The organism is Hymenobacter lapidarius (genome assembly GCF_001816145.1).
GTDB classification, from domain to species: domain Bacteria; phylum Bacteroidota; class Bacteroidia; order Cytophagales; family Hymenobacteraceae; genus Hymenobacter; species Hymenobacter lapidarius.
This window is the reverse complement of sequence record NZ_MDZB01000098.1, coordinates 100943-124240: the sequence shown is the minus strand read 5'-3', so window position 1 is coordinate 124240 and position 23298 is coordinate 100943. Positions and strand designations below refer to the sequence as shown.

Here is a 23298-nt window from a genome sequence, read left to right as displayed (position 1 = left end):
GTGTAGAAGGACTGATTGAATGGGTTGGGCTAGTAGGGCGCAGACGCAGTTGGAGGCGTTACCTCCGACACCTTGCTGGCCAGTGGGGTGCCCGCGGCCGTGGCCGCATCGGGGGCCTTGGCGGCCAGGCGCTGTTGCATCAGGCTCACCATGTCCTGCCAGGTTTGGTCCCAGGAGATGGTGGCCAGGTAGTCGTCGGTGCGCTGGCGCCAATCGGCGTCGGTGCGCTGGGTGAGGGCCGTGGCAATGGCCTTGCCGAAATCGGCGGCATTGTCGGCAATGTGCACCAGCTTCAAATAGCCGTAGGGGCGCACCACATCACGAATCGGGGTGCTCACCACGGGGTTGCCGGCGGCCAGGTACTCGGGGGTTTTGGTGGGCGAAATAAACTTGGTGCTTTCGTTATCGGCGAATAGCAATGTTGCTACATCCCAACCCTTCAAATAGGCAGGTAGTTCCTTGTAATCCTTGCCACCGAGGTAATGCACGTTGGCCGTGCGGGGCAGGGTGGCCGGGTCAATCTTCACGACCGGCCCGATGATGACAAATTGCCACTCAGGATGATTTTGGGACAGCTCGCGCAGCAGCTCAATGTCCAGCCGCTCATCCACCACCCCGAAGAAGCCAATGCGCGGGTGTGGAATGGAAGCCTGGTCGGCGGGCTCGGGCAGGGGGCCGCGGGCCTGGCCGAAGTGGGCCTTGTCGATGCTGCTGGGGAAGGCGTGGGCGTCGGGGTGCTGCTCGCGCTTGGCTTCGTAAAGCGTGTGGCCGCCGGTAAACACGAGGTCGGCCTTTTGGAACAGCTCCTGCTCGCGCTTCTTCAACTCGGGCGGGGCAAACTTGAAGTTGGCCAACTCGTCCATGCAGTCATACACGGTGAGCAGGGGCTGGAAATGCCGCGACTTGCCCAGGGCCATGGGCGTGTAGTACCAGAAAACGTATTTGGTGATGCTGTGCTCGGCAAAGAAATGGCTTAAAACCTCAAACTGGGCCTGGTCGCTGGCATCTTCGTCGTGGCGGAAGTGCTGGGGCAAGTGCACCACCACCACCTTTACGCCGTTGTCGCGGTCCTTTATTTCAATGTGCGGCTCAACGAGGTCATCGTGGTGATAGAAAGCATCTTCGACATAAAAAACCCGGCCGTGCTGCGCAAAACGAGACAGCAAATGCTGCGGCCGCTGCCACACAAAGTCCCAATGCAAATGCGCAAAGCAAACCAAGTCCGGCAGGGTGTAAGCAGTAGTTTCGGTAGCTGATGCGCTGGGCTGGACAGCGTTGGAGGAGGCACGCAGGGGTGCTTCCGCCGTCGACGATGGGGGCATGAAAAACGGCAAGAAGGTAAGGTTTCGCGCCGCGCCGGCACAACACGCGGGATACATAACCGGGGCGCTTGCCCTACTATACGCACCAGCCCGACCGAAGGATATGGTTCAGCTTATCCTGCCAATTGCCCCCATACCCGTGTGCGTCCTGTTGCCATAAAAGTAACTATTGCAGTAAAGCGTAGTTGATTTAGAGCAGGCACTGCCATTCCACGGCATCGAGCCAGCCGCCGGGCGTGCGCAGCCACTGCTGCCGGGTGCCCACCTGCCGAAACCCCGTAGCATGGAACAGCTTCATACTGGGCGTATTATCCGCCCCCACGGTAGCATAAAGCTGGTGCAGCCGGAGTACTCGCCGGGCGTGTTCTTTCATTAGCGCCAGGGCCTGCCGCGCGTAGCCGTGGCGCCGCTCGGTGGCCAGCACGGTGATGCCAATTCCGGCGCGCTGGTGCAACGGGTCGTAGTCGAAGAGGTCGACCACGCCTACGGGCGTGCGGCCAATTTCAGTAGTAACCACAAGCCGCAGCTGCCGCACTAGGTAGAAATCGGCGCTGGCATGGGCCAGGTATTCCCGCAGGGCGTGGCGCGACACCGGCGCCAGCGTGTCGGACACGCCCCAGATGTCGGCGTCGTTTTCCAACGCAAAAAGAAAGTCGAGGTCCTCGGGCTCCAGGGCGCGCAGGTACACGGCGGGGGCATGAGCGGCTGGGAAAACGGGGTCGGCAGGCATTTGCTACTGATTAAAACCGGAACCTATATTTCGCCGCCAAACACCCGCACGGCCGGGCCGCTCAGCCAAATATTATCGAAGCCACCGTCCGGGCGTTGGTTGAAGGCAACTTCCAGCTCGCCGCCGGGCGTGCGCAGGCGCACCGGGGAGGCGGCGCCCCGGTTGCTGGCGGCCAGCGCCACGGCCGTCACGCCCGTGCCGCAGCTCAGGGTTTCGCCCTCCACGCCGCGCTCGTAGGTGCGCACGGACCAGGGCTGGCGGGAGTCGGCGGGCACTTCCACAAAGTTTACGTTGGTGCCGGCGGGGCCGTAGGCCTGGTGGTAGCGAATGGCCTGGCCAGCGGCAAAGACGTCAAGCTCGGCCAGCGGCATTTTCGCGGGGCCGAGGAACTGCACGTGGTGGGGCGAGCCGGTGTGCAGGAACACGTCGCCCTCGCCTACCGACGCGCGCCGGGGCATGGCCACGTCCTGCATTTTGAGGCGCACGGTGCCGTCGGCTTCAATTTGGGCATCGTGCGGGCCGTCCACGGCCAGGAAGTGGGCGTCGTCTTCCACAATTCCCAGGTATTTGGCGAACGCGACCAGGCAGCGCCCCCCGTTGCCACACATGGAGCTGGGGTGGCCATCGGCGTTGAAGTACACCATTTCGAAGTCGTAGCCGGTCAGCTCCCGCAGCAGCATCAGCCCATCGGCCCCAATGCCGAAGCGGCGGTGGCAGAGGTGGGCAATGCGGGCGTGGTCGGTTTCGTCGAACTGCATGGCGCGGTCGTCGATGATGACGAAGTCGTTGCCGGTGCCGTGGTATTTGTGGAAAGTCATCGCGGAGCTAAACTACTGGTTTTATACCTCCCGCCGGCCGGTGGAGCCGCCCGATGGAAGAAGGTGCAAAGGTCAGCAAGTTTAGACTGTTGCGGGCATGTGGTCCCTTTCTGGCAGAAGGTTACTTCCTGCCGCTGCCTTAGTTGGGGCGCCTGCCGCCCTACCGGTGCTCACGCTGGTAGCTGGCGGTGCGGTATTTCATGCGCTGCTCCGAGCGTTTTCGCTTGGGTGCAATACTACCGCGCAGGTATTTTTCAATAACCAGTGCGGCAGCGGGCGCGGCGGCCGTTGCCCCGAAGCCCGCGTTTTCCAAGTACACGGCTATCGCAATTTTGGGGTTTTGGGCGGGGGCAAACCCCACGAAGGTGGCGTGGTCGTCGCCTTCGTCGTTTTCCACGGTGCCGGTTTTGCCGGCTATGGTAATGCCCACGTCGGCCAGACTGGAGGACTCGGCCGTGCCCCCGCGCTGCATCACAGCTATCATGCCGGGCACCAGCGCTTCCAGGTTCACGCTGTCGATGAGGGTATAGCGCTTTTCGGTGAAGCGGGGCAGTGGCCCATCTGTGCCCACGCTGCGCACAAAATGCGGCGTGTAGTACCAGCCACGGTTGGCAATAATGGCCATCATGTTGGCCATTTGCAGGCCCGTGAGGTTCACTTCGCCCTGACCCACACTCAGCGAATAGATGGAGCGAAACTTCCAGTTGCGGGTGCGCCGGGCCTTGTCGTAATACGCCGGGGTGGGCAGGAAGCCGGCCTGCTCGCGGGGCAAGTCCACGCCCAGCAGCGTGTCGAGGCCGAATGTGCGGGCGTAGCGCCGCCAGGTGGCCAGGTTGGCGTGGCGGGCAGTCACGGTATCGGCCACCAAGCTATCGGGCACGTGGTCGATAAGGCTGCGCATCACCTGGTAGAAATAGGGGTTGCAGCTGTACTGCAGGGCCACGGTCAGGTTATTGGGCCGGGGGTGGTGGTGCACGCAATTGATGAGCGACTGGTCGCACCGAAACCCAGACGTGGGCCGGATGGCTCCCATCTGCAGGGCAATGGCCGCATTCACCAGCTTAAACACCGAGCCGGGCGGGTTGGCCAGGGTGGCGGGGCGGTTGAGCAGGGGCATGTCTTCGTTTTCCAGCAACTGGCGGCGGGTGCCGGCACGGTCGGGCGCGGTGAGCGTGCCGGGCGCAAAAGTGGGCGCCGACACAGCGCACAGCACTTCGCCGGTGCGCGGGTCCAGGGCAATGAGGTAGCCCTTGCGGCCGCCCAGCAGGCTTTCGGCATAGGCCTGCAGCTTGGTATCGAGGCTAAGGTGCAGGTCCTGGCTTTGCTGAAAGACGGTGTCGGCGGCCCAGGTGCCCCGTTCCTGGCCCGTGGAGTCGAGGAGCGGGTGCCGGGCGCCGCGGCGGCCGTTGAGCAGGCCGTTGTAGTAGCTTTCGACCCCACCATTGCGCAGGCGGTAGAACCGGCCCCGGCGGTAGCGCTGAGCCGAGCTAAGGAAGGCCTGCGCCTGATCGGCGGCGTAGCCAAGTATGGGCGCTCCCGTGCTCGTGGTGTAGGTGCGCATGGTCTGTTGCGTGAGCCTGAGCATGGGCCACTCCTTCTGGCGCTTGCGGACTCTTTCGGCTTCCGCGTTGGTGAGCAGCAGTTTCACGCCGCCTTTGGGGCGGGCGCCTTCGTAGGGTAGGGCCGCGGCAATGCGGTCCCGGAGCGCACTGTCGCGCCAGCCTAGCAGGCGGTTGAGCCCGGCGGAGTCGAGCGGCGGGCGCACCGGCAGGGTGAGCAGGTACACCGACCGGGTAGCTACCAGCACGGAGTCGTTGCGGTCGAGCACGCGGCCCCGCCGGGGTAATTCCGACAGGTCGCGGCGCGGGGTAAGGGGCCCCAGGGAGGAATCCGCCACCAGCACTTCGGGCTGTTGCGCCGGCGATGAACAAGCCGTCAGCATCAGAACGCAGGCAAAAAGACAGGTTTTCCAGGGGGCAAGAGCCATTAACATCTGCTAAAGCTAGGTGGTGACTGCAAGGGTAGCTGACACTTTTCGACAAACGAGGTTAGCGACTCTGCAGATGAGACGTAATTACCAAGTATCCGCTTTTGAATATTTGTACATATAGGAACGCAACATCTTGCGTCCCTACCCCTCCTATCCAATTTTCGCACCGGAATTAGTAACCGCTGCATTTGACCACAACGGCGGCAATTACGGCCACGGCGAGCAGCGAACCCAGCCGCAGGGTCAGGAACACCCAAGCCGGTAATTCCGGGTCTTTTCGAATTTTGAACATCTGTGTTTTATGCGGAAGTAGTTTACGTAGCTGCTGAGACTTATTGGCCGACGCGAGTAGTCATATACCTGTTGGCACTTCTCAGCCAACAGGTTGGACGAACACTGATAATTGACAACAACCAACCAACAACTAATCAGAAGCTGGTTGTAGCCCTATACGGCCCCAGCCCCCAAAGGGCTTGGGCAGGGTTACTACCCAATTAGCCGGCCCCTACCTTTGCGCGCTCTATGTACGATTTCCTCACCACCTCGCCCTGGCCCGACTACGAGCTCATCGACTGCGGCAACTTTCAGAAGCTGGAACGCTTTGGTAAATACGTGCTGGCCCGGCCCGAACCCCAGGCCATCTGGGACCCGCACCTGCCCCTGAAAGAATGGGAGAAGGCCGATGCCGCCTTCGCCCGCGCCCCCGGCAGCACCGAAAAGGGCCAGTGGCGCCTCAAGCCCGACATGCCCGAGCAGTGGGTGATTGGCTACGAGCGGCCCGACGGCCTGAAGCTAAAGTTTCGGCTGGGCCTGTCGTCGTTCAAGCACGTGGGCCTGTTTCCGGAGCAGGACCCCAACTGGCAGTTCATCTACAACCAGACGCGCCGGCGCCGGGCCAAACTGCCGCGCGTGCTCAACCTGTTTGCCTACACGGGCGCGGCCACGCTGGCCGCCCGCGCCGCCGGCGCCGACGTTACGCACCTCGATTCGGTGAAGCAGGTGAACTTCTGGGCCCGCGACAACATGGAAGCCAGCCAGCTCGACGGCGTCCGCTGGCTGGTGGAAGACGCCATGAAGTACGTGCGGCGCGAAGTGAAGCGCGGCAGCAAGTACCAGGGCCTCATCCTGGACCCGCCCGCCTACGGCCGCGGCCCCAACGGCGAAAAATGGCAGCTCGAAGACGAGCTGAATGAGATGCTCAAGCTCAGCCAGCAGCTGCTGGACCCGGAAGACCATTTTTTCGTGGTGAACTTGTACTCCCTGGGCTTCTCGGCCCTGATTCTGGATAACCTGACCACGGCCATCTTCCCGGGCCCGAAAGCCGTGCGGGAGCTGGGCGAAATTTACCTGCACGATGCGGGCCAGCGCAAGCTGCCGCTGGGCACGTTCTGTCGGTTTGCTAACTGAACATCAAACTCCCCTCCTTACCAAGGAGGGGATGTTCGAGCCAACGGCTCGGACGGGGGTGGTTGCGGGCGTTGAACGGTATCGGAATGACATTTATGCGAGTCGTTCAACGCCCGCCACCCCAATTTTAGCTTCGCAAAAATATCTCCTCCTTGGTAAGGAGGGGAGTATCCTGCTACTCCATGCACACCGCACACACTCATCCTCGCCGCCTCGCCCTCATTGACCTCGGCACCAACACCTTCCACCTGCTCATTGTGGAGATGCCAACCCAGCCCGGTGAAAAGCCCGTGCCCCTGCTGCGCACCAAAGCCGGCGTGCGCCTGGGCGAGGGCGGCATCAGCCAGGGCATTATTGCGCCCGAAGCCTACGCTCGTGCCCTGCACACGCTGGCGGGCTTTAAGGAGGAGATTGAGCTGCACGAAGTGACCGAAATCCGCGCCACAGCCACCAGCGCCATGCGCGTGACCAGCAACGGCCCGGACCTGGTGCGCGATATTTTTGCGCAAACCGGCATTCAGGTTGATGTAATTGCCGGCGAGCGGGAGGCGGAACTGATTTGCGCCGGCATTCGCCAGGCCGTGGCGCTGGGCTCCGAGCCGCATTTGCTCATGGACATCGGCGGCGGCTCGGTGGAGTTTATCATTGCCAACGAGGCCACCATCTTCTGGAAGCAAAGCTTCGAGATTGGGGCCCAGCGCCTGCTGGACCAGTTTTTTCCCAATCCCGAAGGCGTAATGCCCGCCGCGGCGGTGGCCGCCGAACAGCAGTACCTCAACACCGTGCTGGCGCCGCTCACCGCAGCCATTGCGCATTACAAACCCGTGGGCCTGATTGGTGCTTCGGGCAGCTTTGATAGCCTGGCCGACATGCAGCTTGGCGAGCTGCGCACCGAAGCCCAGTTGCCGCCGCACACCGAGCTGCAGGCCGAGAGCTTCCAGCAGAGCTACCGGCACCTGCTCAGCGGCAACCACGAGCAGCGCATGGCCCTGCCCGGCATTTTGCCCATGCGGGCCGATATGCTGGTGGTGGCCGCCGTGCTCATCGATTTTGTGCTGGGCATCTCTGGCATCACCCGCATTCGGACCTCAGCTTACGCCCTGAAAGAAGGCCTGTTGGCGGAAATGCTGGCCGTTTAACTCCTACCTATGACGTTTTCCTACAACCAGCTTTTTACCTTCACCGAGGCCGTTTTTCGCAGCATCGGCTGCCCGGAAGACGATGCCACCCTGGCCACCGAAACCCTGCTTTCGGCCGACCTGCGCGGCATCGATTCGCACGGCGTGGCCCGGCTGGTGGGCTACGTGCGCCTCTGGGAAGCGGGCCGCATCAACCCGACCCCCAGAGTGGGCGTGACGTACGAAACGCCCAGCACAGCCGTGGTGGATGGCGACGGTGGCCTGGGCCTGGTGGTGGGTCCGAAAGCCATGCGCGTGGCCATCGAAAAAGCCCGACAAGTAGGCACCGGCTGGGTTTCTGTGAAGAACTCCAACCACTTCGGCATTGCCGGCTACCACGCCATGTTGGCCCTGGCCCACGACATGATAGGCGTGGCCATGACCAATGCCTCGCCCCTGGTCGCGCCCACCCACTCGCTCGACCGCCTGCTGGGCACCAACCCCATTGCCGTGGCCGTGCCCGCCGGCGAGCAGCCCGATTTCGTGGCCGACCTCGCCACCACCACCGCCGCCAACGGCAAGCTCGAAATCGCCCAGCGCAAGCAGCTGCCCGTGCCCGAAGGCTGGGTGCAAAACGCCGACGGCAGCGCCTCAACCGATGCCAACGCCGTTAAGAACGGCGGCGCACTGTTGCCCCTGGGCGGCGCCACGGGCTCACATAAGGGCTACGCCCTGGGCGCGGTGGTTGATATTTTTTCGGCCGTGCTTTCGGGGGCGAACTACGGGCCGTGGGTGCCGCCGTTTGTAGCTTTCCTTCAGCCGCCCACTGACCCCGTGGGCCAGGGCCTGGGCCACTTTTTCGGGGCTATGCGCGTGGATGCGTTCCGGCCCGCCGACGAGTTCAAGGCGCACATGGACAACTGGATTACCACATTCCGCAATGCGCACGCCATTGAGGGCAGAAAAGTACTCATTCCCGGCGACCCGGAACGCGAGATGGCCGCCGTGCGCCTGCTGGACGGTATTCCGCTGCTGGACGCTGTAATAAAGGACTTAGAAGGCGTCGGGCAGAAATTTGGCGTGAAGCTGTAGTAAGCAGTCAGCCATGAGCTTTAAGCTAAAGGCCGCAAGCTTAGGTCCGTCCTATAGTGCTTTACGGAAATTCAATGTGCGTTTACTTTTGCGCAGGTGCTTTAAAGCCGCCTTGTGCAATCCGTGCCAGCAAACAACGTAAAAGGCCCATCTGGAAATCCAGACGGGCCTTTTGTATTGCAGCAATTTTGTTAACTAGCTGTGGGCGGCGGCCGTGGCCGTGGACACCAAAGCAGTCATTGCGGCTTTCTGGTTCAGGTACTTCGAATCGTAGCCGGCGTTAGACTTGTTGATAAACAGGCAGGTGCCGCCGTTCACGGCTTCTATGATTTCATCTTTCAAATCCATGGGCAAAGCGGGGCAGCCGAGGCTGCGGCCCAAGCGGCCGTTCTGCTTGATGAAGGCCTCGCTGACGTAATCAGCGCCGTGCATCACCACGGAACGGGCCGCGGCGTTGGTATTGAAGCCCTCATCGAGGCCCTCAAGGCGCAGGCTACGGCCGTGCTTGCCCTGGTACTCCTTGCTGGTGGCGTAGAAACCAAGGCTGCTCATGTTACTCTCGTCGGTATTGGAGAAGTTGGTGGCCTCGTTCTCGCCGGAGTTGTGGCCGTGGGCCACGAGGGTGTGGAATTTGGTTTGATTGGTAGCCAAGTCGAACACCCACAGGCGCTTTTCGGTGGAAGGCAGGTCGAAATCGACCACCGTCAATAGCTGTTTGTCCTCGGTCAACTGGCCGGCTTCGCGCAGGTTGAGGTAGCCGGTCATGGCCTTGGCAAAGGTTTCGAACTTGAGGCCCTGCTGCTCAGCGCCAAGGGCTTCGTAGCTGGAACGCAGCTTCAGGTCGAACATCGCAGTTGGCGAAATGGACACCTTGGGCATGCGGATTTCATTGCCCACATTACCAGCCATCGACTTGGTAACGGGGGTTGCCAACGGAGTGGCCAGAAACAACGACGCGAGGAAAGGCAACACCCGACGTGCTAATCGGGCCCGCTGCATCTTGCGTTTGCGCTGAATTACGCTGGTCTGGTGCATAGTTTCTTGGAATTGGCAGGTGAGGCAAGCCGAACCAGTTGGCTCGTGTGTAGCTGTTGGTCCGCAACCTTATACGAAGCTTGCGGACTGGCGGCTGGTTTATGAACAACTGGACTGGCCAAAAGATTCCGTTTGGGCTATGTTGTCTCCTTCGCGCCGGCCTCCATTCTTCCGGTTTCAATCCCAGCCCCGGGCCAGGAAGCGCTTGCCGGCGGCGCGGCCATCGAGCCAGCGCGAAGCCAGCCCCGGCCCACTGATGAGCAGCATGCTGCCCACCCGCACCGAGGCAATAATTGCTTTGTACTGCTCGGGCGGCAGCGCGGGGCAGCCGCGGCTGTAGCCCAGTCGGCCATGCTGCTCAATGTACCTGGGACTGGCGTAGTCGGCGGCGTGCAACACCACGTAGCGGTCGAAAGCATTGGCATTTTGGCCTTTATCGAGCCCCTCGATGCGGCGCGAGTAGCCGTGAATGCCATTGTATGTATCGGCGGTACGATAGAAGCCCAGCGACGTACAGGCTGACTTCTCCTGGTTGGAAAAGCGCGTGGCGCGCAGCTTGCCCGAGCCTGCGCCGTGGGCCACCAAGCTGTGGTGCAGCACCCGGCCCAAGCGCAGGTCCAACACCCAGAGGCGGGGGGTGGTGTTGGGCAGGTCCATATCGGCCACGGCCAGCAGGCCGGCGCGCTCAATGCGGCCGATGGGGTGCAGCGTGAGGTAGCCCACGCAGGCTTGTTCGAGCACTTCGGGACGCAGGCCGGCCGCGGCGGGACCCAGGACGGCGTGCAGCCGCCGGATAGCCAGGCGCAGGGTGTCGGGCACGTGGGCCACTACCGGCACCGGCGTGAGGGCCAACGAATCGGGGAGCGTACCGGCCGCCCCCGGTATTGTGGCATACGCGCTGATTTTTGGCTGCATGGGCGCGGCGGCGCGGCTTGGCTCATCAACGCGGAGCTGGCAACCCGTTATGCTCAGCACGGCGGCCGCAGCCAGCCATTTCCAGTTATCCGCCGTCTTTATCGCGGCCGTCTTCATTTCATTCAACCAAACCATTGCCTGAAAGTACGGCAGCCCGAACCATTGTCCCCCTGGTAGCGCAAGAATGCGGGTTGCCGGGTGCACCGCGGGCCCGTTCTTCGGCCCGGCCGTGCCTGCTTTCCGTGCCGCAGCGCCGTGCTCTCCGCCTACAAAAAATACAAGAGGTTACTGGTTGAAAAGTGAGTATAAAACATTGTGGCTTTCAGGCAGCGAAAACGCAATAAAATAATACCTTACAAGCTCCTAAGCCTCAGTCATTCCAGGTGCATCAAAAAAATAAAATGGATGCATTTTGTTCTTTTTTTTGTCTCAAATTCAATTCCCAAACATGAAGCATTCTACAAAATTTTCTTTCACCCGCCCTTTGCTACTGCTGGCCCTGCTCCTGGGTCTTGGCACGCAGGCGGCCCGCGCCCAGCAGGTGGTGCTGCAGGGGTTCTGGTGGGACTACTGGAATAGCAACTACCCCAACGGCTGGGCAAACTACATTGCCGACCTGGCCCCGCGCCTCAAGGCCATGGGCATTGACGCCGTATGGATGCCGCCCACCATCAAGAGCCCCAACCAGGGCAACGGCTACTCGCCCTTCGACAACTACGACCTGGGCGACAAGTACCAAAAGGGTTTTCTGGCTACCCGCGTGGGCAACAAGGACGAGCTGCTGCGCGGCGTGGCCATTCTGCACGCCAACGGCATCGACGTGGTGCAGGACATTGTGCTGAACCACAACGACGGCGCGGGCTCTTCCAACGGCGCGGGCGGCCAGGACCCGGCGGCGTACGAAGACTTCACGACCAGCAAGTACAAGAACTTTCGCTACGTGAGCTACGCCACGCCGGCAACCGCCGAAACATCGGCAAACTACCTGGCCCGCAGCGGCCGCTTCTCCAAAAACTGGCAGAACTTCAACCCCAACCCCGGCAACAACACCACCAGCGGCGACCTGAACTCCGTGCTTTTCGGGCCCGACATCAGCTACTACAACGGCTCGTACGGCCAAAGCTCCAACGCCACCTTCAACCCCGTGCAAGGCGCCGACTACATGCGCAACAAGGAGCGCGAATGGTTGATTTGGTACAAGAAACAGGTAGGCTTCGACGGCGTGCGGCTTGATGCCGTGAAGCATTTCCCGTCCTTCGCCATGGAGGATTTTCTCTACAGCATGCAAAGCAGCGCCGGCTGGGCCAACGGTGGCCCCACCATGTACGCCGTGGGCGAATGGGTGGGCGGCGCGAGCCAACTGGACCAGTGGTGCACCGAGGTGCAGGACCGCGCCGGTACGTTTGACTTTGGCATGCGCGACGGCATCTACTCCATGGTAAGCGGGGGCGGCAATTTCAATATCGGCAACCTGCCCGGCTACCAGCAGGGCCGGCGCGTGGTGCTCACCAACGGCACCTACGTGCACCGCACGGTGCCCTTCGTGAACAACCACGACACGTTCCGGCCGCAGGTAGACGCCACCGGCAACTACACCGGCTGGAACACCGGCTCGGAACTGGCCCCGCACATCGACCCCTTCGACCCTCGCCTCTCGGCGGCCTATGCCGTGCTGCTGTCCGTGGACGGCTCACCTCAGCTGTTTTTCGAGGACTTGTTCAACATCGGCAGCACCGGCAAGCGCTACTCGCACAGCCCCAAAAGCACCGTGGATTTGCCCGTGCGCTCCGACATCGAAAACCTGATTTGGTGCCACCAAAACCTGAAGTTTAAGGAAGGTGCCTACAAGGTGCGCTGGCAGGCCGCCGACCACCTCGTGATTGAGCGCAGCACCAAGGCCATCATCGGCATCAACGACAACTTCAGCACCTGGCAGAACAGCACCGTGAGCTGCGATTTCGCGCCCGGCACCGTGCTCAAGGACTACTCCGGGGCCAACGGCACGACCACCGTCACGGTGAGCGGCTCGCAGACGGTGGTGATTAACACGCCGCCCTGCAACGGCACTGCGGCCGGCGGCCGCCGGGGCTACTCGGTGTGGGCCCCCACCACCGCCGTTACCAACTACGCCAAAGTGGGCCGCGCCACCACCCAGGAATGGGAGCTGGCCGACGACCTGGGCGACTCCGACGCCCGCTCCCTGCAGCAAGGCGGTCAGCTTCCAGCCTCCTCCACGGCCTACCGCACGGCAGGCCGCATCTACGTGGCCGCCAACAAGAGCATCAGCTACACCCTTTTCCCCACCGATGCTACCCGCAGCCTCACCGTGGCCGTGCTGAACAGCGCCGGCACGGTAGTGAGCAGCAGCACCGGCACCGGCAACCGCGTGGGTGCCTATACCCCCACCGCCGAGGGCTGGTACACGCTTAAAGCCAAAAACGCCGTGGCCACCAACCCCGCCCAGCGCGCCTTTGTGAAGGTGACCTACACTGCCCCCACCGTGGTAACCGGCGCCATGACCGGCCGCCGCGACGCGGTGGTCACCAAGGCCGCCGAAGAATTGACGGCCGCCGAGGTCTCGGTGTTTCCCAATCCTACCACTGCCGACCGCATTGACGTGGTGCTGCAAACCAACCGCCAGCAGAACGTCACCGTGCGCCTGCACGACCTCACCGGCCGCTTGGTGCACGAAGAGACTCTACGCCTCTACCCTGGCTCCAATGAAGCGCGCCTGAACGTGAAGCGGGCCCTGGGAACCGGCCTGTACCAGCTGACGGTGCCGGAGTTCAGAATCAGCCGCAAAGTGGCACTGCGGTAAGTTCAGCGAGCTATTCCTGAACCACGAAAAAAGCCTCTCCAACTCCTGGAGAGGCTTTTTGGTTTTTAGCTTTCGATGCAAAGACCAGCCATTACCTAGAAAAGCACGCTGGCGTTCACCTTAATGAAGAACGGCGTGCCGGGCGTGAAATGCAGCTGCTCCTCTACGGGCGTGGTCTGGCCGCGCAGGCGGCTGGGGTTGGCAAACTGGGCTTCGTTCCAGTCCACGTTCAGCAGGTTTTCGGCGGTGGCACCTATTTGGAAGCGGGATTGGGTGTAGCTCACCACGCCGTCGAACAGGAAGTAGCCGCGGGCGCGAATGGAGTTATCCTCGTTGGCCGCGCGGCTGTCGAGGTGGCGGTAGCGTAAGCTGGCGCTGAAACCCTGCGGGTTTTTGAGGGTGAGGCCGCCCACGCTGGTGAAGCGCGGTGCGAGGGGGATGAAGTTCTGGCCTTCGGCCACGCCCACCAGGCGGCCGTGGTTGTAGTTCAGGTCCACGTCGGCAAAAAGGGCGCGGGTAAGCTGGTAGCGCACCGAGAGGTCGGCGCCGTAGCGGCGGGTGCGGCCGGCGCTTTCCACTACGGCCTCATCGCCCACATACACCAACTCGTCTTCCAGGTGCAGGGCCCAGAGCGCGGCATTCACCACCACGCCCGGCAGGGGCTTGAAGGTGCTGCCCGCCTCGTAGCCAATGGCGCGGGGCAGAGCGTTGCCGTTCACGGTGCCGCGCACCACGCCGCGGGCGTCGTTGGAATGAAACCCGTAGCCGGAGCGTGCAAACAGCTGCACGGTAGGCGTGAGCTGGTAGTACAGATTCAGCTTGGGCGACACGCGGGCGCGGGTTTTGCGGCCCCGTAGCGGCTCCAGGTTACCGTCATCGTTGGTGATAATGCCCCGGAAATCGAACACAAACACGTCGGCCCGCAGGGCGGCGTTCAGCGTGAGGCGGTCGGTCAAGGTCAGGGTTTCGTCGAGGTAGGCATTGATATTTTGCTCGAAAACTTTACCGGCCGTGATGGTATCGGTAATGGTGCGGCGCACGGCGCGGCGCAGGGTCAGGTCCGTATCGTCGATGCGGGTGCCCAGGCCGAAGGTGGTATGCAGGTTGCGGGCGCCCAGCCGGTCGTCGCGGTCGTAGGTGCCGGTGTAGCCGTAGAGGTTGCGGTCGTCGGTCTGGTTGATTTCGTCCCCGTTCTCCTCATCGTTCAGGAAGAAGGTAAAGTTGGAAAACAGGTTGAAATTGTAGCGCGAGTAGTACAGCTGCTGGCGAATAATGGCATCGCCGGGCAGGCCCGTGGTAAGCACCACCGAGGCGTTGGTGCGGTCAGTATCGCCGCCCTCAGTGGGGTCAATGCTGCCGAAGCGCGAAATGATGCCCTCGCGCACGGCGCTTTCGGGAATCTGCCCGCTGGCGTCCCAGCTGGAGGTGAAGTGCGAGCCGAGCAGCGTGAGCGAAGTGCGGTCGGAGAGCTGGCCGGTGTACTTGGCCAAGCCGTTGAAGCGCCGGAAATCCTGCGGCTGGTCAAAATAGGCGTTGGTGAAGTTGTACTCGGCGGCCACGTAGGCGCTTTCGGGCTTTTTGGAGAACAGGTGGCGGTTGTTGTTGCCCAACAGGTCCAGCATCACCAGGGCGCGGTAGGTGTCGAAGCGGCCCACTTCCAGCTTCACCTGGCTATCATCGAGGCGGGTTTTGGTGCTAAACTCGCCCGCGCCGGCCGTGACAAAATCGCCGAAGCGCGCTGTGTACGGGCCTTTGTACACCTTCAGCTGCTCCACCGTTTCAGGAATCACGAAGTGAAAATCGGCGTAGCCCTGGCCGTGGGCGTGGCTCACCATGTTCACCGGCAGGCCGTCCACGCTCACCGCGAAATCAGTGCCGTGGTCCACGTCGAAGCCGCGCAGGAAAATCTGCTCAGCCTTGCCGCCACCCGCGTGCTGCGCAATAAAGAGGCCCGGCACCAGCCGCAGCAGGTCCTGGGCCGAGTTCACGGGCCGCAGCACTTTGTCAATCTGATTGATGGCGGCCAAGCTCTGGTTGGGGTCGCGCGGCTGGCTCACGGTCACTTCCGCGAGGCTCAGGGCCGATGCTGCAATGGTGAACGGCATGGCGCGGGTTTCACCGGCCGCCAGCGTCACGGCCTGGCTGGCTCCGCGGTAGCCCAGCGCGCCCACACGCAGCGTGTATGTGCCGGGGGCCACGCCCGCGAGCCGGAAGTTGCCCAGCGCGTCGGTGGCGGTGCCGCCGGACTGGCCTTGCAAGCCCACGCTCACGCCCGCCAGGGGCTGGCCGGAGAGTGAGTCGGCCACGCTACCGCGCAGCGTAGCAGTGCCCTGGGCCTGCGCAAATTGCCCCGTTAAACACAGCCCGAGAAGCAGGCCCCACATTGCTTGTGTAGAAGTAAATAGTTGTTTCATCTATAGAAAAGAATACGGAGTAATGGGAAACCCGGCCGCGGCAAGGCCCCCATCAGTAAATCCGGATTGAAAAGTGAGAATGCGCCCGTGCCGGCCGGCCTAGAAGTTGGCCTTGCTCATGCAGTTGGCCCGGCATTGGGCCCGGTGCTGCGACCGGTGCTGGGCCAGGCCACTGCGCTGGCTGCTGCCCGATGGCGCCGCCTGGCCCGAGGGTAGGCCGCGAACATTAGCTAGGCAGGAAATGGCAATGCGGCCCGCGGCCGGCAATTGAACACGGGAAGAAACGCCCATAGCGCCCGCTATGGGTTGGAGGGAGTTGGCCCAGAAATTCATAAACAATCGGGAATAGACGCGCCGTGGCTTGTAGCCGCGCCGACAGCGTCAGGTTTTGGATAAGACGAAACGGTCCGGACGCACGGCGCCCGGTACCATCGGGCCCGCAGGCCCGCGCACGGCTTATCCCCGACGGGGTGGCAACTCAATCTGGCCCCGGTATCCCGTGGGCACAGCTACCTCGCAGGCGGCCGGCCGGGGCTGAGAGCGCCGGAAAACGGGCATGCTCGCTACCACCCGGGTTTCGGGCAGGCAGTGCTTGTCCAGGCCTTTAAGGGTATTGAGCAGCTGCTGCAGAGGCGGCCGCTCGCCGTTCTTTTTCACCTGGTACTGCACGCCGTTGCAATCATCGAAGCAGGCGAGGCGCAGGGTGTGCTGCAGCTGGCAGTCGTGGCTGTGCACGTAGGCAAAAGGCCGGTCAATTACCCGCACCGGGCGCTCCACGAGGCCGGCCCCAATCACCAGCAGGTAATTGAGCAGCAGCAGCAGCGTGAAATGCGAGCGAAGGGCCACGGATACAACGAAATAATCGGGTTTTGCAATCTACGGATAACGGCTTGAATTAGATGTTTCCTACGGTCAGCAATTCACTTAATTCAAGCGCTTTATCCTAATTTCTATTTATTAGGTAAAAAAAACACGCTCTACTGTCCAGTACGCAGCCACCAGCCCAATGAGCACGGACACCGGCACCACCACGCGCTGCTTGTACCAGGTTTTGTGGGCGGCCCAGCGCCCCACCAGCGCCCAGCACAGCAGTATCACCGACACCTGGCCCAGTTCCACGCCCACGTTGAAGGAAATGAGCGAGCCGACGTAGTCTTTGGCCGGCAGCCCCAGCCCCGTGAGGACGCTGGCGAAACCCATGCCGTGCACCAGCCCAAACCCAAACACAATGGCCACGCGCCACGGATTCAGCCGGTCTGTAATGATGTTTTCAATGGCCACAAACAGGATGGACAGCGCAATGATGGGCTCGATAATATGCGAGGGCGGCGAAATCAGCCCGTACATGGCCAACCCCAGCGTGATGGAGTGCGCCACCGTGAAGGCCGTGGCCTGCAGCAGCACCGGCTTGAGGCGCGGCTCCAGAATGTAGAGGCTGACGATGAACAAAATATGGTCGAACCCCAGCGGAATGATGTGCGTGAAGCCCAGCTGTAGGTAGGTTCCAAAAATCTCGGTGCGCGAGAGCTTGCTCAGGTCCGTATTGAGAACGTGCGCGGCGGCCGGCACTGCCAGCAGCACCAGCAGCGGCATCACCGCCAGGCTGCGGCGGGCTGCTTTCCCCGTCCAAAACAGTCGGCCAAAAGAGGGCATACTAGCGCGTAGCAAGCAGTTTTCTGCCTTCCGCTTCTATTTCCGGGTCGAGGTAAGACGCGGTTTTGAGCGAATTTTCAATCAGGGCCTGGCCTTCGGCCAGCTTGCCAATTTTGGTCAGAATAAACCCAGCCCGGCCCAGCAGCACGGGATTTTTGGAACCGGTGCGGCGCGCCACCTGCATGTACTTGTGCGCCTCGGCATAGTTGCCGCGCTTATAGAGCACCCAGGCCATCGTTTCGTTCACGTCAATGTTATCGGGCCGGCGGTCGTACTCAATTTTAGCGTGCTCCAGGGCCTTGTCCAGCTCATTGGTTTTGAGGTAGGCGTACGCCAGCTCGCGGTCGGCGTAGTGGCCCATCAATTCGTCGGCATCCGCTTCCTCGGCCGCGCTGGCGAGCATGGCAATAGACTCCAGAGCCATTTTCTTTGATTCTTCAACCTGTCCGTTCAGCCGGTACAGGTCGGTCAGCTCATCGGTGAAAGCGTAGTCCTTCACCGTGGCGCGGGCCTGCTCGTGGAATTTAATGGCGGTGGCGTAGTCTTTTCGGGCAGCGGCAATGCGGCCCAGGCCGGCAATGGCGTATGCGTAGCCGGGCCGCGCCGCCAGCGCCATCAGGTAGTAGCCGTGGGCACTGGCCGTGTCGCCGCTTATCTCATGCAAGCGGCCCAGGCCCACGCGGGTCCACTCGGTTTGTTCGAGGCCGCTGAAGCCCGCTTTCGTGGCCATATCCATGGCCTGAATAGCGCCGGGCACGTCACCGTAAATTTCCCGCAGGTAGCTTATGCGGGCATAGGCGGGCAGGTCCGGGCGCACGGTATTCATCTTGTCGGCCATTTTCACGGCCTCGTCGTAGTGGCCCATTTCCACGTTAGCATCCGTCAGCAGGCCGTACACAAAGCCGCTGTTGGGGTTTATTTTCTGGGCTCTCTGGGCAATGCCGAGGCCCTGCGCAAAATGGTGCTGCGTAAGGCTCAGGGCAGCTTTGCAGCACAGGGCTTCAAAGTTTTCAGGGTCAGCCTGCAGTACTTCTTCCAGCAGGCCCATGGCGGCCCCGTCGTAGTATGGATGGTTGCCGGTTACGCGGCCCTCCTGCATGTAGGCCTGCGCCAGCAGCAGGCGGCTCTTCTGGTCGTTGGGATTGGAGCGCAGGTTGGCCTGCAGCCCTCCAATGGCCGCTTTGGTGTTTAACCATTCGCCGCCGGCGGCCAGGTCACCATTGCGCTCAATAAGCGCAGGAACCCGCATGTCGGGCTTTTTAAACAGAAAGATGGCAGCCGCCAGACCGACGAACACCACAAGCAAGGCAGGATATAAGTACTTTTTCAAAGCAGATAAAGCATTTAGTAAAAGTGAAACAGCAATAAGTAGAATGGCAAGGTCGACTAATGAAATTAAGTCGCCGTTCAGCAGCAAGCAACGCGTTGTTGGTCGTCAGACAAAGGATTGCCTGCATACTGACAACAAGCAACTATTAACCAACGAACAAATAACCAACAACTAAAAGAGCCGCCGCCGGCCCTAACAGGACCAACCGGCGGCTCTTAAGTAGCGCTTATGTTGACTTAGTGGCGCTCAACTCGCGTCGAAGTCACCATCGTCTTGCCGCTGTACAGCGTCACAATGTACTGACCGGGTGCCACATCGCGGCCGGGCTGCCATACAATGTCGTGTTGGCCGATGGCAAATTTCTTAGCCGAAGTCAGAGTGGCCACTTTGCGGCCGGCCGCGTCGCTCACAATCATGCTCAGGTTGGAAGCCAATTGCAGGTCCATGCGCAGCGTGATGCGGTCCGTGAAGGGGTTGGGGTAACCCTGTACCGAGGCCAGCTTGGGCTGCAGGCCCAGGCCGCTGCCGCTGCGCTGCGACAGCACCTGCTTCTGGGCAGTGGTGCCGCTCCAGGGCGTCTGGGCGTACGGGAACGCCGCTTTGAAGGTCGTGTCGTTGCGCTCAATGTTGGTGGTAAAGCCAAGCACTTTGCCCAGCTGGGCCGTTACGGGGTTGGCACCGCCGGCAGGGTAGTCGTCGTACCACAGGCCAAGGGCGGCCAGTACCACACCGCTCACGGCCTGCAGCTCAATGCGGGTCACGTCATCCTCCAGGCGGCGTCCGTTGGGGAAGCCGTCCATGTTCGGGATAAACTGTAGGCTGGCATTGGCGTTGAAGCGTGGGTCAGTCAGGCCCAGCACGGCGGCGGCCAGCAAGCCTTCCGAGCTGAAATCGGCCGAGTTGCGGGGCGTGGGGGGCACAGCCATGTTCAGGCGCAGCATGTCGCCGAAGGTGGGCAAGAAGTTGTTGACGAACGGCTTGCCAGCAGCCAAGGGATTGCCGGCTTTGCCGGTAGCCAGCTGGTAAGGACGCAGGTTGGGCACACCGGTGTGGAAGATAGGCAGCAAGTCAACCGAACGGGGCTTGCCGGGACGCAGCAAGTATTCACCAAAACCACCGTTGGCAATAGGTGCCAAGGCCGTACCGGCCACCGCCGCCGAACCAGCCAAACCGGACAGACCAGCGGCACCATTCCGGAAATCGAAACCACCAGCGGGCAGACCAGCCGTGCCAGCCAATGACTTCGTTTGGATGCGCAACGGGCCAAGGCCGGGTACGGCTTCGCCGAAGTAAGTTTGGCCAGCGGGCTTGGGAGCCGCGCCGTTTACCGGCGTGTTGTCGGCCATGTACAGGCCCAGCTCCGGGTTCATCAGGTTCTCGTCGAAACGAAACTGCTGCGAGCCAGCGGCGGGCAGTGCCACACCGAAAGGCGAAGCTGCGTTCCACTCGTCTTTCTGGCCGATGGGAATAACCACCTCGTTGGTGAGGGGCATGCCCAAGCGCGACACCTGCACGAAATTACCCGTGTGGGTCTGCGTGCCATCGATGTTGATAACGCGCATGGCCTGGCGGCTGGCCGAAGCCCACACGCCGATGATGTAGTTGGAGTCGAGAATGTTGGTGGCTGCCGTCAAAGCAGGAGCGCCCGTCTTAGCCAGCAGGGCAACCGGAATTTGCATCGCAATGGCGTGGGTGTTCTTGCGGGCCAAACCATCGCGGGCGGTGCCGTTGTTGTTGCCCGTGGCCGTTTGCGGGCCGCGAACGCCACCCAAATCGAAGATGGCACCCAAGTCCGTGAAGAACGGGTCATCAGTAGGGCCGCAGAATACTTTGATGCCGTTGCCCAGGGTCCGCACTGCGCTGGCCATGTAAGCGGTGTAGCCGCCAGCCTGGTTCAGGCCGGCACCGCCCTCAATGGAGCGCGGGCCAATGTTTGGCGCAGGCACCACGCCAGCGGTCACGAGGTTGGTAGTCACACCCCCGCGAATTACGTCCATACGGTAGGTAGTCTTTTGGTTTTCCTTGCCCAGGCGCACCCGGAAGAACGTGGTGGGGTCCTCGTTGGTTTTGGTGAACGTAAACCGGTAAATGATGTCATCACCAGTCGTCGCCGCGTCGTTCTTGACGTGGATATCGTACTGGATGTTTTCGCCGAACGTGTTGTAGATGGGGCCGCCCTGGGGCAGTTCCAACGGCACATAGTTGGCAATGATGGTAACCGTAGCGTTGCCGTCGTTGGCCGCAGCGTCTGGGCTGCGGAAAGCGTAGACGTCCACGTTGTCAGCCAACGGGTCGTCGGCGATGAGCGGGGCTTCGCGGTGGCTCGAGGCCTCCAGTGTGTTGTGCTGGCCACTCCAGGCTAGCATCCCTCCTACCGATGTTGCGAGCAGCGCAACGTGGAACAGAGGACGTGTAAGCAGATTTTTCATAAGAAAAAGAAGGGGGTTGAAAGGAAAAAAAACAAAGTGTGATGTCTCAAATCGGCACACAATAACGCTCGGAAAATCTGGCAAACACCAATTGCTACTGTTGCTAATAGCTTCGTACGAGTGGAATCATCTTTCCGGTTTGAAAATTGTGAATATTAATTTAAAAATATTTTGGCATGCGGCAGCCATACTTTCTCAATCCGCACTGTTTTAATCCCACGCGGGTTTAGCAGCTACTTTTGTAGCGCGAGGCCGGCCGTTTTTTTTTATTCTTATTTCCTGAGCGGCCTTGCTGCGCAGCTCCTATTCCAGACCATGGCCACTGTCGCTATCAACCTTGCCACCGGCACGTTTCAACAAGAAGAAATCATCGTCGGCATCGACCTGGGCACCACCAACAGCCTGGTGGCCTACGTACACCCCGACAGCCGCCAGCCCGTGGCCATCAACGACCAAGGGCGCGGCAGCATCGTGCCCTCGGTGGTGCACTTTCCCGCCGATGGGGCCAACCCGCTGGTGGGCTCCGAAGCACGCGAATTCCTGCTCACCGACCCGCAGCGCACCGTGTATTCGGTGAAGCGCCTGCTGGGTAAAAGCTACCGCGACCTGGGCAACCACGCCGACCAGCTCGGCTACAAAATCATCGACGACAACTCCGAAGGCCTGGTCAAAATCCGCGTCGACGACCGGTTTTACTCCCCCATTGAGCTATCGGCCGATATTCTGCGGGAGCTACGCGTCCGTGCCGAGCACGCCCTCAAAACGCCCGTGAACCGCGCCGTCATCACGGTGCCCGCCTACTTCAACGACTCCCAGCGCCAGGCCACCCGCGACGCGGGCCGCCTCGCGGGCCTTGAGGTGCTGCGCATTGTGAACGAGCCCACCGCCGCGGCCCTGGCCTACGGCATCGGCTTGGACCCCAGCGACGAGAAAACCGTGGCCGTGTACGACCTCGGCGGCGGCACTTTTGACATCAGTATCCTGCGCATTCAGCAGGGCATTTTTGAAGTTCTGAGCACCCACGGCGACACCTACCTCGGCGGCGACGACTTGGACCGCGTAGTGGCCGAGCACTGGACCAGCGCATTCCAGCTGCCCGCCACGTTCCACTCCGACCCGCACCTGCAGCAGCAGCTGCGCCTGGCCGCTGAAATGGCCAAGAAGTACCTCAGCCAGCACGATGACTTCACCACCCACCTCACCGACGAGGCCGGCCGCAACATCACCGTCACGCTCACCCGCCTGCAGTTCGACGGCCTGATTCGTCCGCTCGTGGAGCGCACCATCGCGGCCTGCTGCCAAGCCCTCACGGACTCCACCCTCGCCGCGGCCGACCTTGATGCCGTGCTGCTGGTGGGGGGCTCCACCCGCGTTCCCCTGGTGTACGACTCGGTGTCTGAGTTCTTCGGCCAGCCCGCCAACAAGTCCCTGAACCCTGACGAAGTGGTGGCCCTCGGCGCTGCCATTCAGGCCGACATCCTGGCCGGCAACCGCCGCGACGTGCTGCTGCTCGACGTGACCCCGCTCACCCTGGGAATTGAAACTTTGGGCGGCTTGCTGGACCCCATCATCCCGCGCAATTCCAAAATCCCCACCAAAGCCGGCCGCCAGTACACCACCAGCGTCGATGGCCAGGTCAACCTGAAAATTGCCGTGTACCAGGGCGAGCGGGACCAGGTGAGTCAGAACCGCAAGCTGGGCGAGTTCGTGCTCACCGGCATCCCGGCCATGCCCGCGGGCCTGCCCAAAGTCGACGTCAATTTCCTGCTGAATGCCGACGGCATCCTCCAGGTCGAAGCCGTAGAGCTGCGCTCCAACACGCGCCAGCAGGTCGAAATCAAGCCACAGTACGGCCTTACCGATGAGCAAGTGGAGCAAATGCTGATGGATTCGTTGGTGAATGCCAAGGAAGACGTGGCCGCTAGGCTGCTCATCGAGGCCCGCACCGCCGCCGAGCAGCTGCTCTACCAGGTCAATAATTTCACCCGCAAAAACCGGCAGCACCTCACCGAGGAAGAGCTGACCGCCACCGAGGCCCAGGTAGCGAAAGTCAGCACCGCCCTCACCGGCACCGACCGTGACCCTATTCTGAAGGCTATGGACGAGCTCGACGAGCTAACCCGCCCCTATGCCGAGCGGGTGATGAACATTTCCATTCAGCAAGCCATGGCTGGCAAAAAAATCAGCTAACCCTGAGCCTCCCAGGCTTTTCTCAACTCGCAATCTG

At 61.7% G+C, this 23298-nt stretch carries 17 protein-coding genes; 5 read left to right on the top strand and 12 right to left on the bottom strand.

Annotation, left to right across the window (positions count from 1 at the left end; genetic code table 11):
- Positions 1-29: 29 nt before the first annotated feature.
- From BEN47_RS08930 to BEN47_RS08915, 4 genes are all read right to left on the bottom strand, one after another.
- Entirely contained in the window at positions 30-1322 is a 1293-nt protein-coding gene (locus tag BEN47_RS08930; protein WP_083322279.1) for a glycosyltransferase family 1 protein, read from the bottom strand.
- Positions 1323-1512: 190 nt separating this feature from the next.
- Entirely contained in the window at positions 1513-2052 is a 540-nt protein-coding gene (locus tag BEN47_RS08925) for a GNAT family N-acetyltransferase (protein ID WP_070727341.1), read from the bottom strand.
- 23 nt (positions 2053-2075) lie between these two features.
- Positions 2076-2870, bottom strand: a complete 795-nt coding sequence (gene dapF / locus BEN47_RS08920) for a diaminopimelate epimerase (RefSeq protein ID WP_070727339.1) — start codon at positions 2868-2870, stop codon at positions 2076-2078.
- A 160-nt stretch (positions 2871-3030) separates the two neighbouring features.
- Complete coding sequence (locus BEN47_RS08915) at positions 3031-4857, bottom strand: peptidoglycan D,D-transpeptidase FtsI family protein (RefSeq protein ID WP_158010940.1); 1827 nt, start codon at positions 4855-4857, stop codon at positions 3031-3033.
- 525 nt (positions 4858-5382) lie between these two features.
- On the opposite strand from BEN47_RS08915, the gene BEN47_RS08910 reads away from it, so the two are divergent.
- The 3 genes from BEN47_RS08910 (at position 5383) to BEN47_RS08900 (ending at position 8477) form a co-directional block, all read left to right on the top strand.
- Positions 5383-6267, top strand: coding sequence for a class I SAM-dependent methyltransferase (locus BEN47_RS08910; RefSeq protein WP_070727332.1), 885 nt, complete (start codon positions 5383-5385; stop codon positions 6265-6267).
- Between the two features lie 182 nt (positions 6268-6449).
- Positions 6450-7406 carry a Ppx/GppA phosphatase family protein gene (locus BEN47_RS08905; RefSeq protein WP_070727328.1) on the top strand — a complete coding sequence of 319 codons (957 nt, stop codon included), beginning with the start codon at positions 6450-6452 and terminating at the stop codon, positions 7404-7406.
- Positions 7407-7415: 9 nt separating this feature from the next.
- Positions 7416-8477 carry an Ldh family oxidoreductase gene (locus BEN47_RS08900; protein WP_070727325.1) on the top strand — a complete coding sequence of 354 codons (1062 nt, stop codon included), beginning with the start codon at positions 7416-7418 and terminating at the stop codon, positions 8475-8477.
- Positions 8478-8672: 195 nt separating this feature from the next.
- On the opposite strand, the gene BEN47_RS08895 is transcribed toward BEN47_RS08900, so the two are convergent.
- Positions 8673-9512: a murein L,D-transpeptidase catalytic domain family protein gene (locus tag BEN47_RS08895; RefSeq protein ID WP_070727323.1), complete on the bottom strand. Its 840-nt coding sequence runs from the start codon at positions 9510-9512 to the stop codon at positions 8673-8675.
- Positions 9513-9689: 177 nt separating this feature from the next.
- Positions 9690-10562: a murein L,D-transpeptidase catalytic domain family protein gene (locus tag BEN47_RS08890; protein ID WP_070727320.1), complete on the bottom strand. Its 873-nt coding sequence runs from the start codon at positions 10560-10562 to the stop codon at positions 9690-9692.
- Positions 10563-10875: 313 nt separating this feature from the next.
- Here BEN47_RS08890 and BEN47_RS08885 point away from each other — a divergent pair, with 313 nt between their 5' ends.
- Positions 10876-13245 (top strand): alpha-amylase family glycosyl hydrolase, encoded by a 2370-nt coding sequence (locus BEN47_RS08885; RefSeq protein WP_070727317.1) that lies wholly within the window; start codon positions 10876-10878, stop codon positions 13243-13245.
- A 95-nt stretch (positions 13246-13340) separates the two neighbouring features.
- Here BEN47_RS08885 and BEN47_RS08880 read toward each other — a convergent pair whose 3' ends face one another.
- From BEN47_RS08880 to BEN47_RS08855, 6 genes are all read right to left on the bottom strand, one after another.
- Positions 13341-15629 carry a TonB-dependent receptor gene (locus tag BEN47_RS08880; protein WP_094123013.1) on the bottom strand — a complete coding sequence of 763 codons (2289 nt, stop codon included), beginning with the start codon at positions 15627-15629 and terminating at the stop codon, positions 13341-13343.
- A gap of 129 nt (positions 15630-15758) precedes the next feature.
- On the bottom strand, positions 15759-15992 hold the full coding sequence (locus tag BEN47_RS08875) for a hypothetical protein (RefSeq protein ID WP_070727315.1): 234 nt from the start codon (positions 15990-15992) through the stop codon (positions 15759-15761).
- A gap of 123 nt (positions 15993-16115) precedes the next feature.
- A complete protein-coding gene (locus tag BEN47_RS08870; RefSeq protein ID WP_070727313.1) occupies positions 16116-16505 on the bottom strand; it encodes a hypothetical protein in 390 nt (129 codons plus the stop codon).
- A gap of 111 nt (positions 16506-16616) precedes the next feature.
- Positions 16617-17312, bottom strand: a complete 696-nt coding sequence (locus BEN47_RS08865) for a HupE/UreJ family protein (protein ID WP_239691546.1) — start codon at positions 17310-17312, stop codon at positions 16617-16619.
- 1 nt (position 17313) lies between these two features.
- A complete protein-coding gene (locus BEN47_RS08860) occupies positions 17314-18642 on the bottom strand; it encodes a tetratricopeptide repeat protein (protein ID WP_125921588.1) in 1329 nt (442 codons plus the stop codon).
- 236 nt (positions 18643-18878) lie between these two features.
- On the bottom strand, positions 18879-21071 hold the full coding sequence (locus BEN47_RS08855; protein WP_070727310.1) for a DUF4331 family protein: 2193 nt from the start codon (positions 21069-21071) through the stop codon (positions 18879-18881).
- Between the two features lie 315 nt (positions 21072-21386).
- Here BEN47_RS08855 and hscA point away from each other — a divergent pair, with 315 nt between their 5' ends.
- Positions 21387-23261, top strand: a complete 1875-nt coding sequence (hscA, locus tag BEN47_RS08850; protein WP_070727308.1) for a Fe-S protein assembly chaperone HscA — start codon at positions 21387-21389, stop codon at positions 23259-23261.
- The last annotated feature ends 37 nt before the right edge of the window (positions 23262-23298 follow it).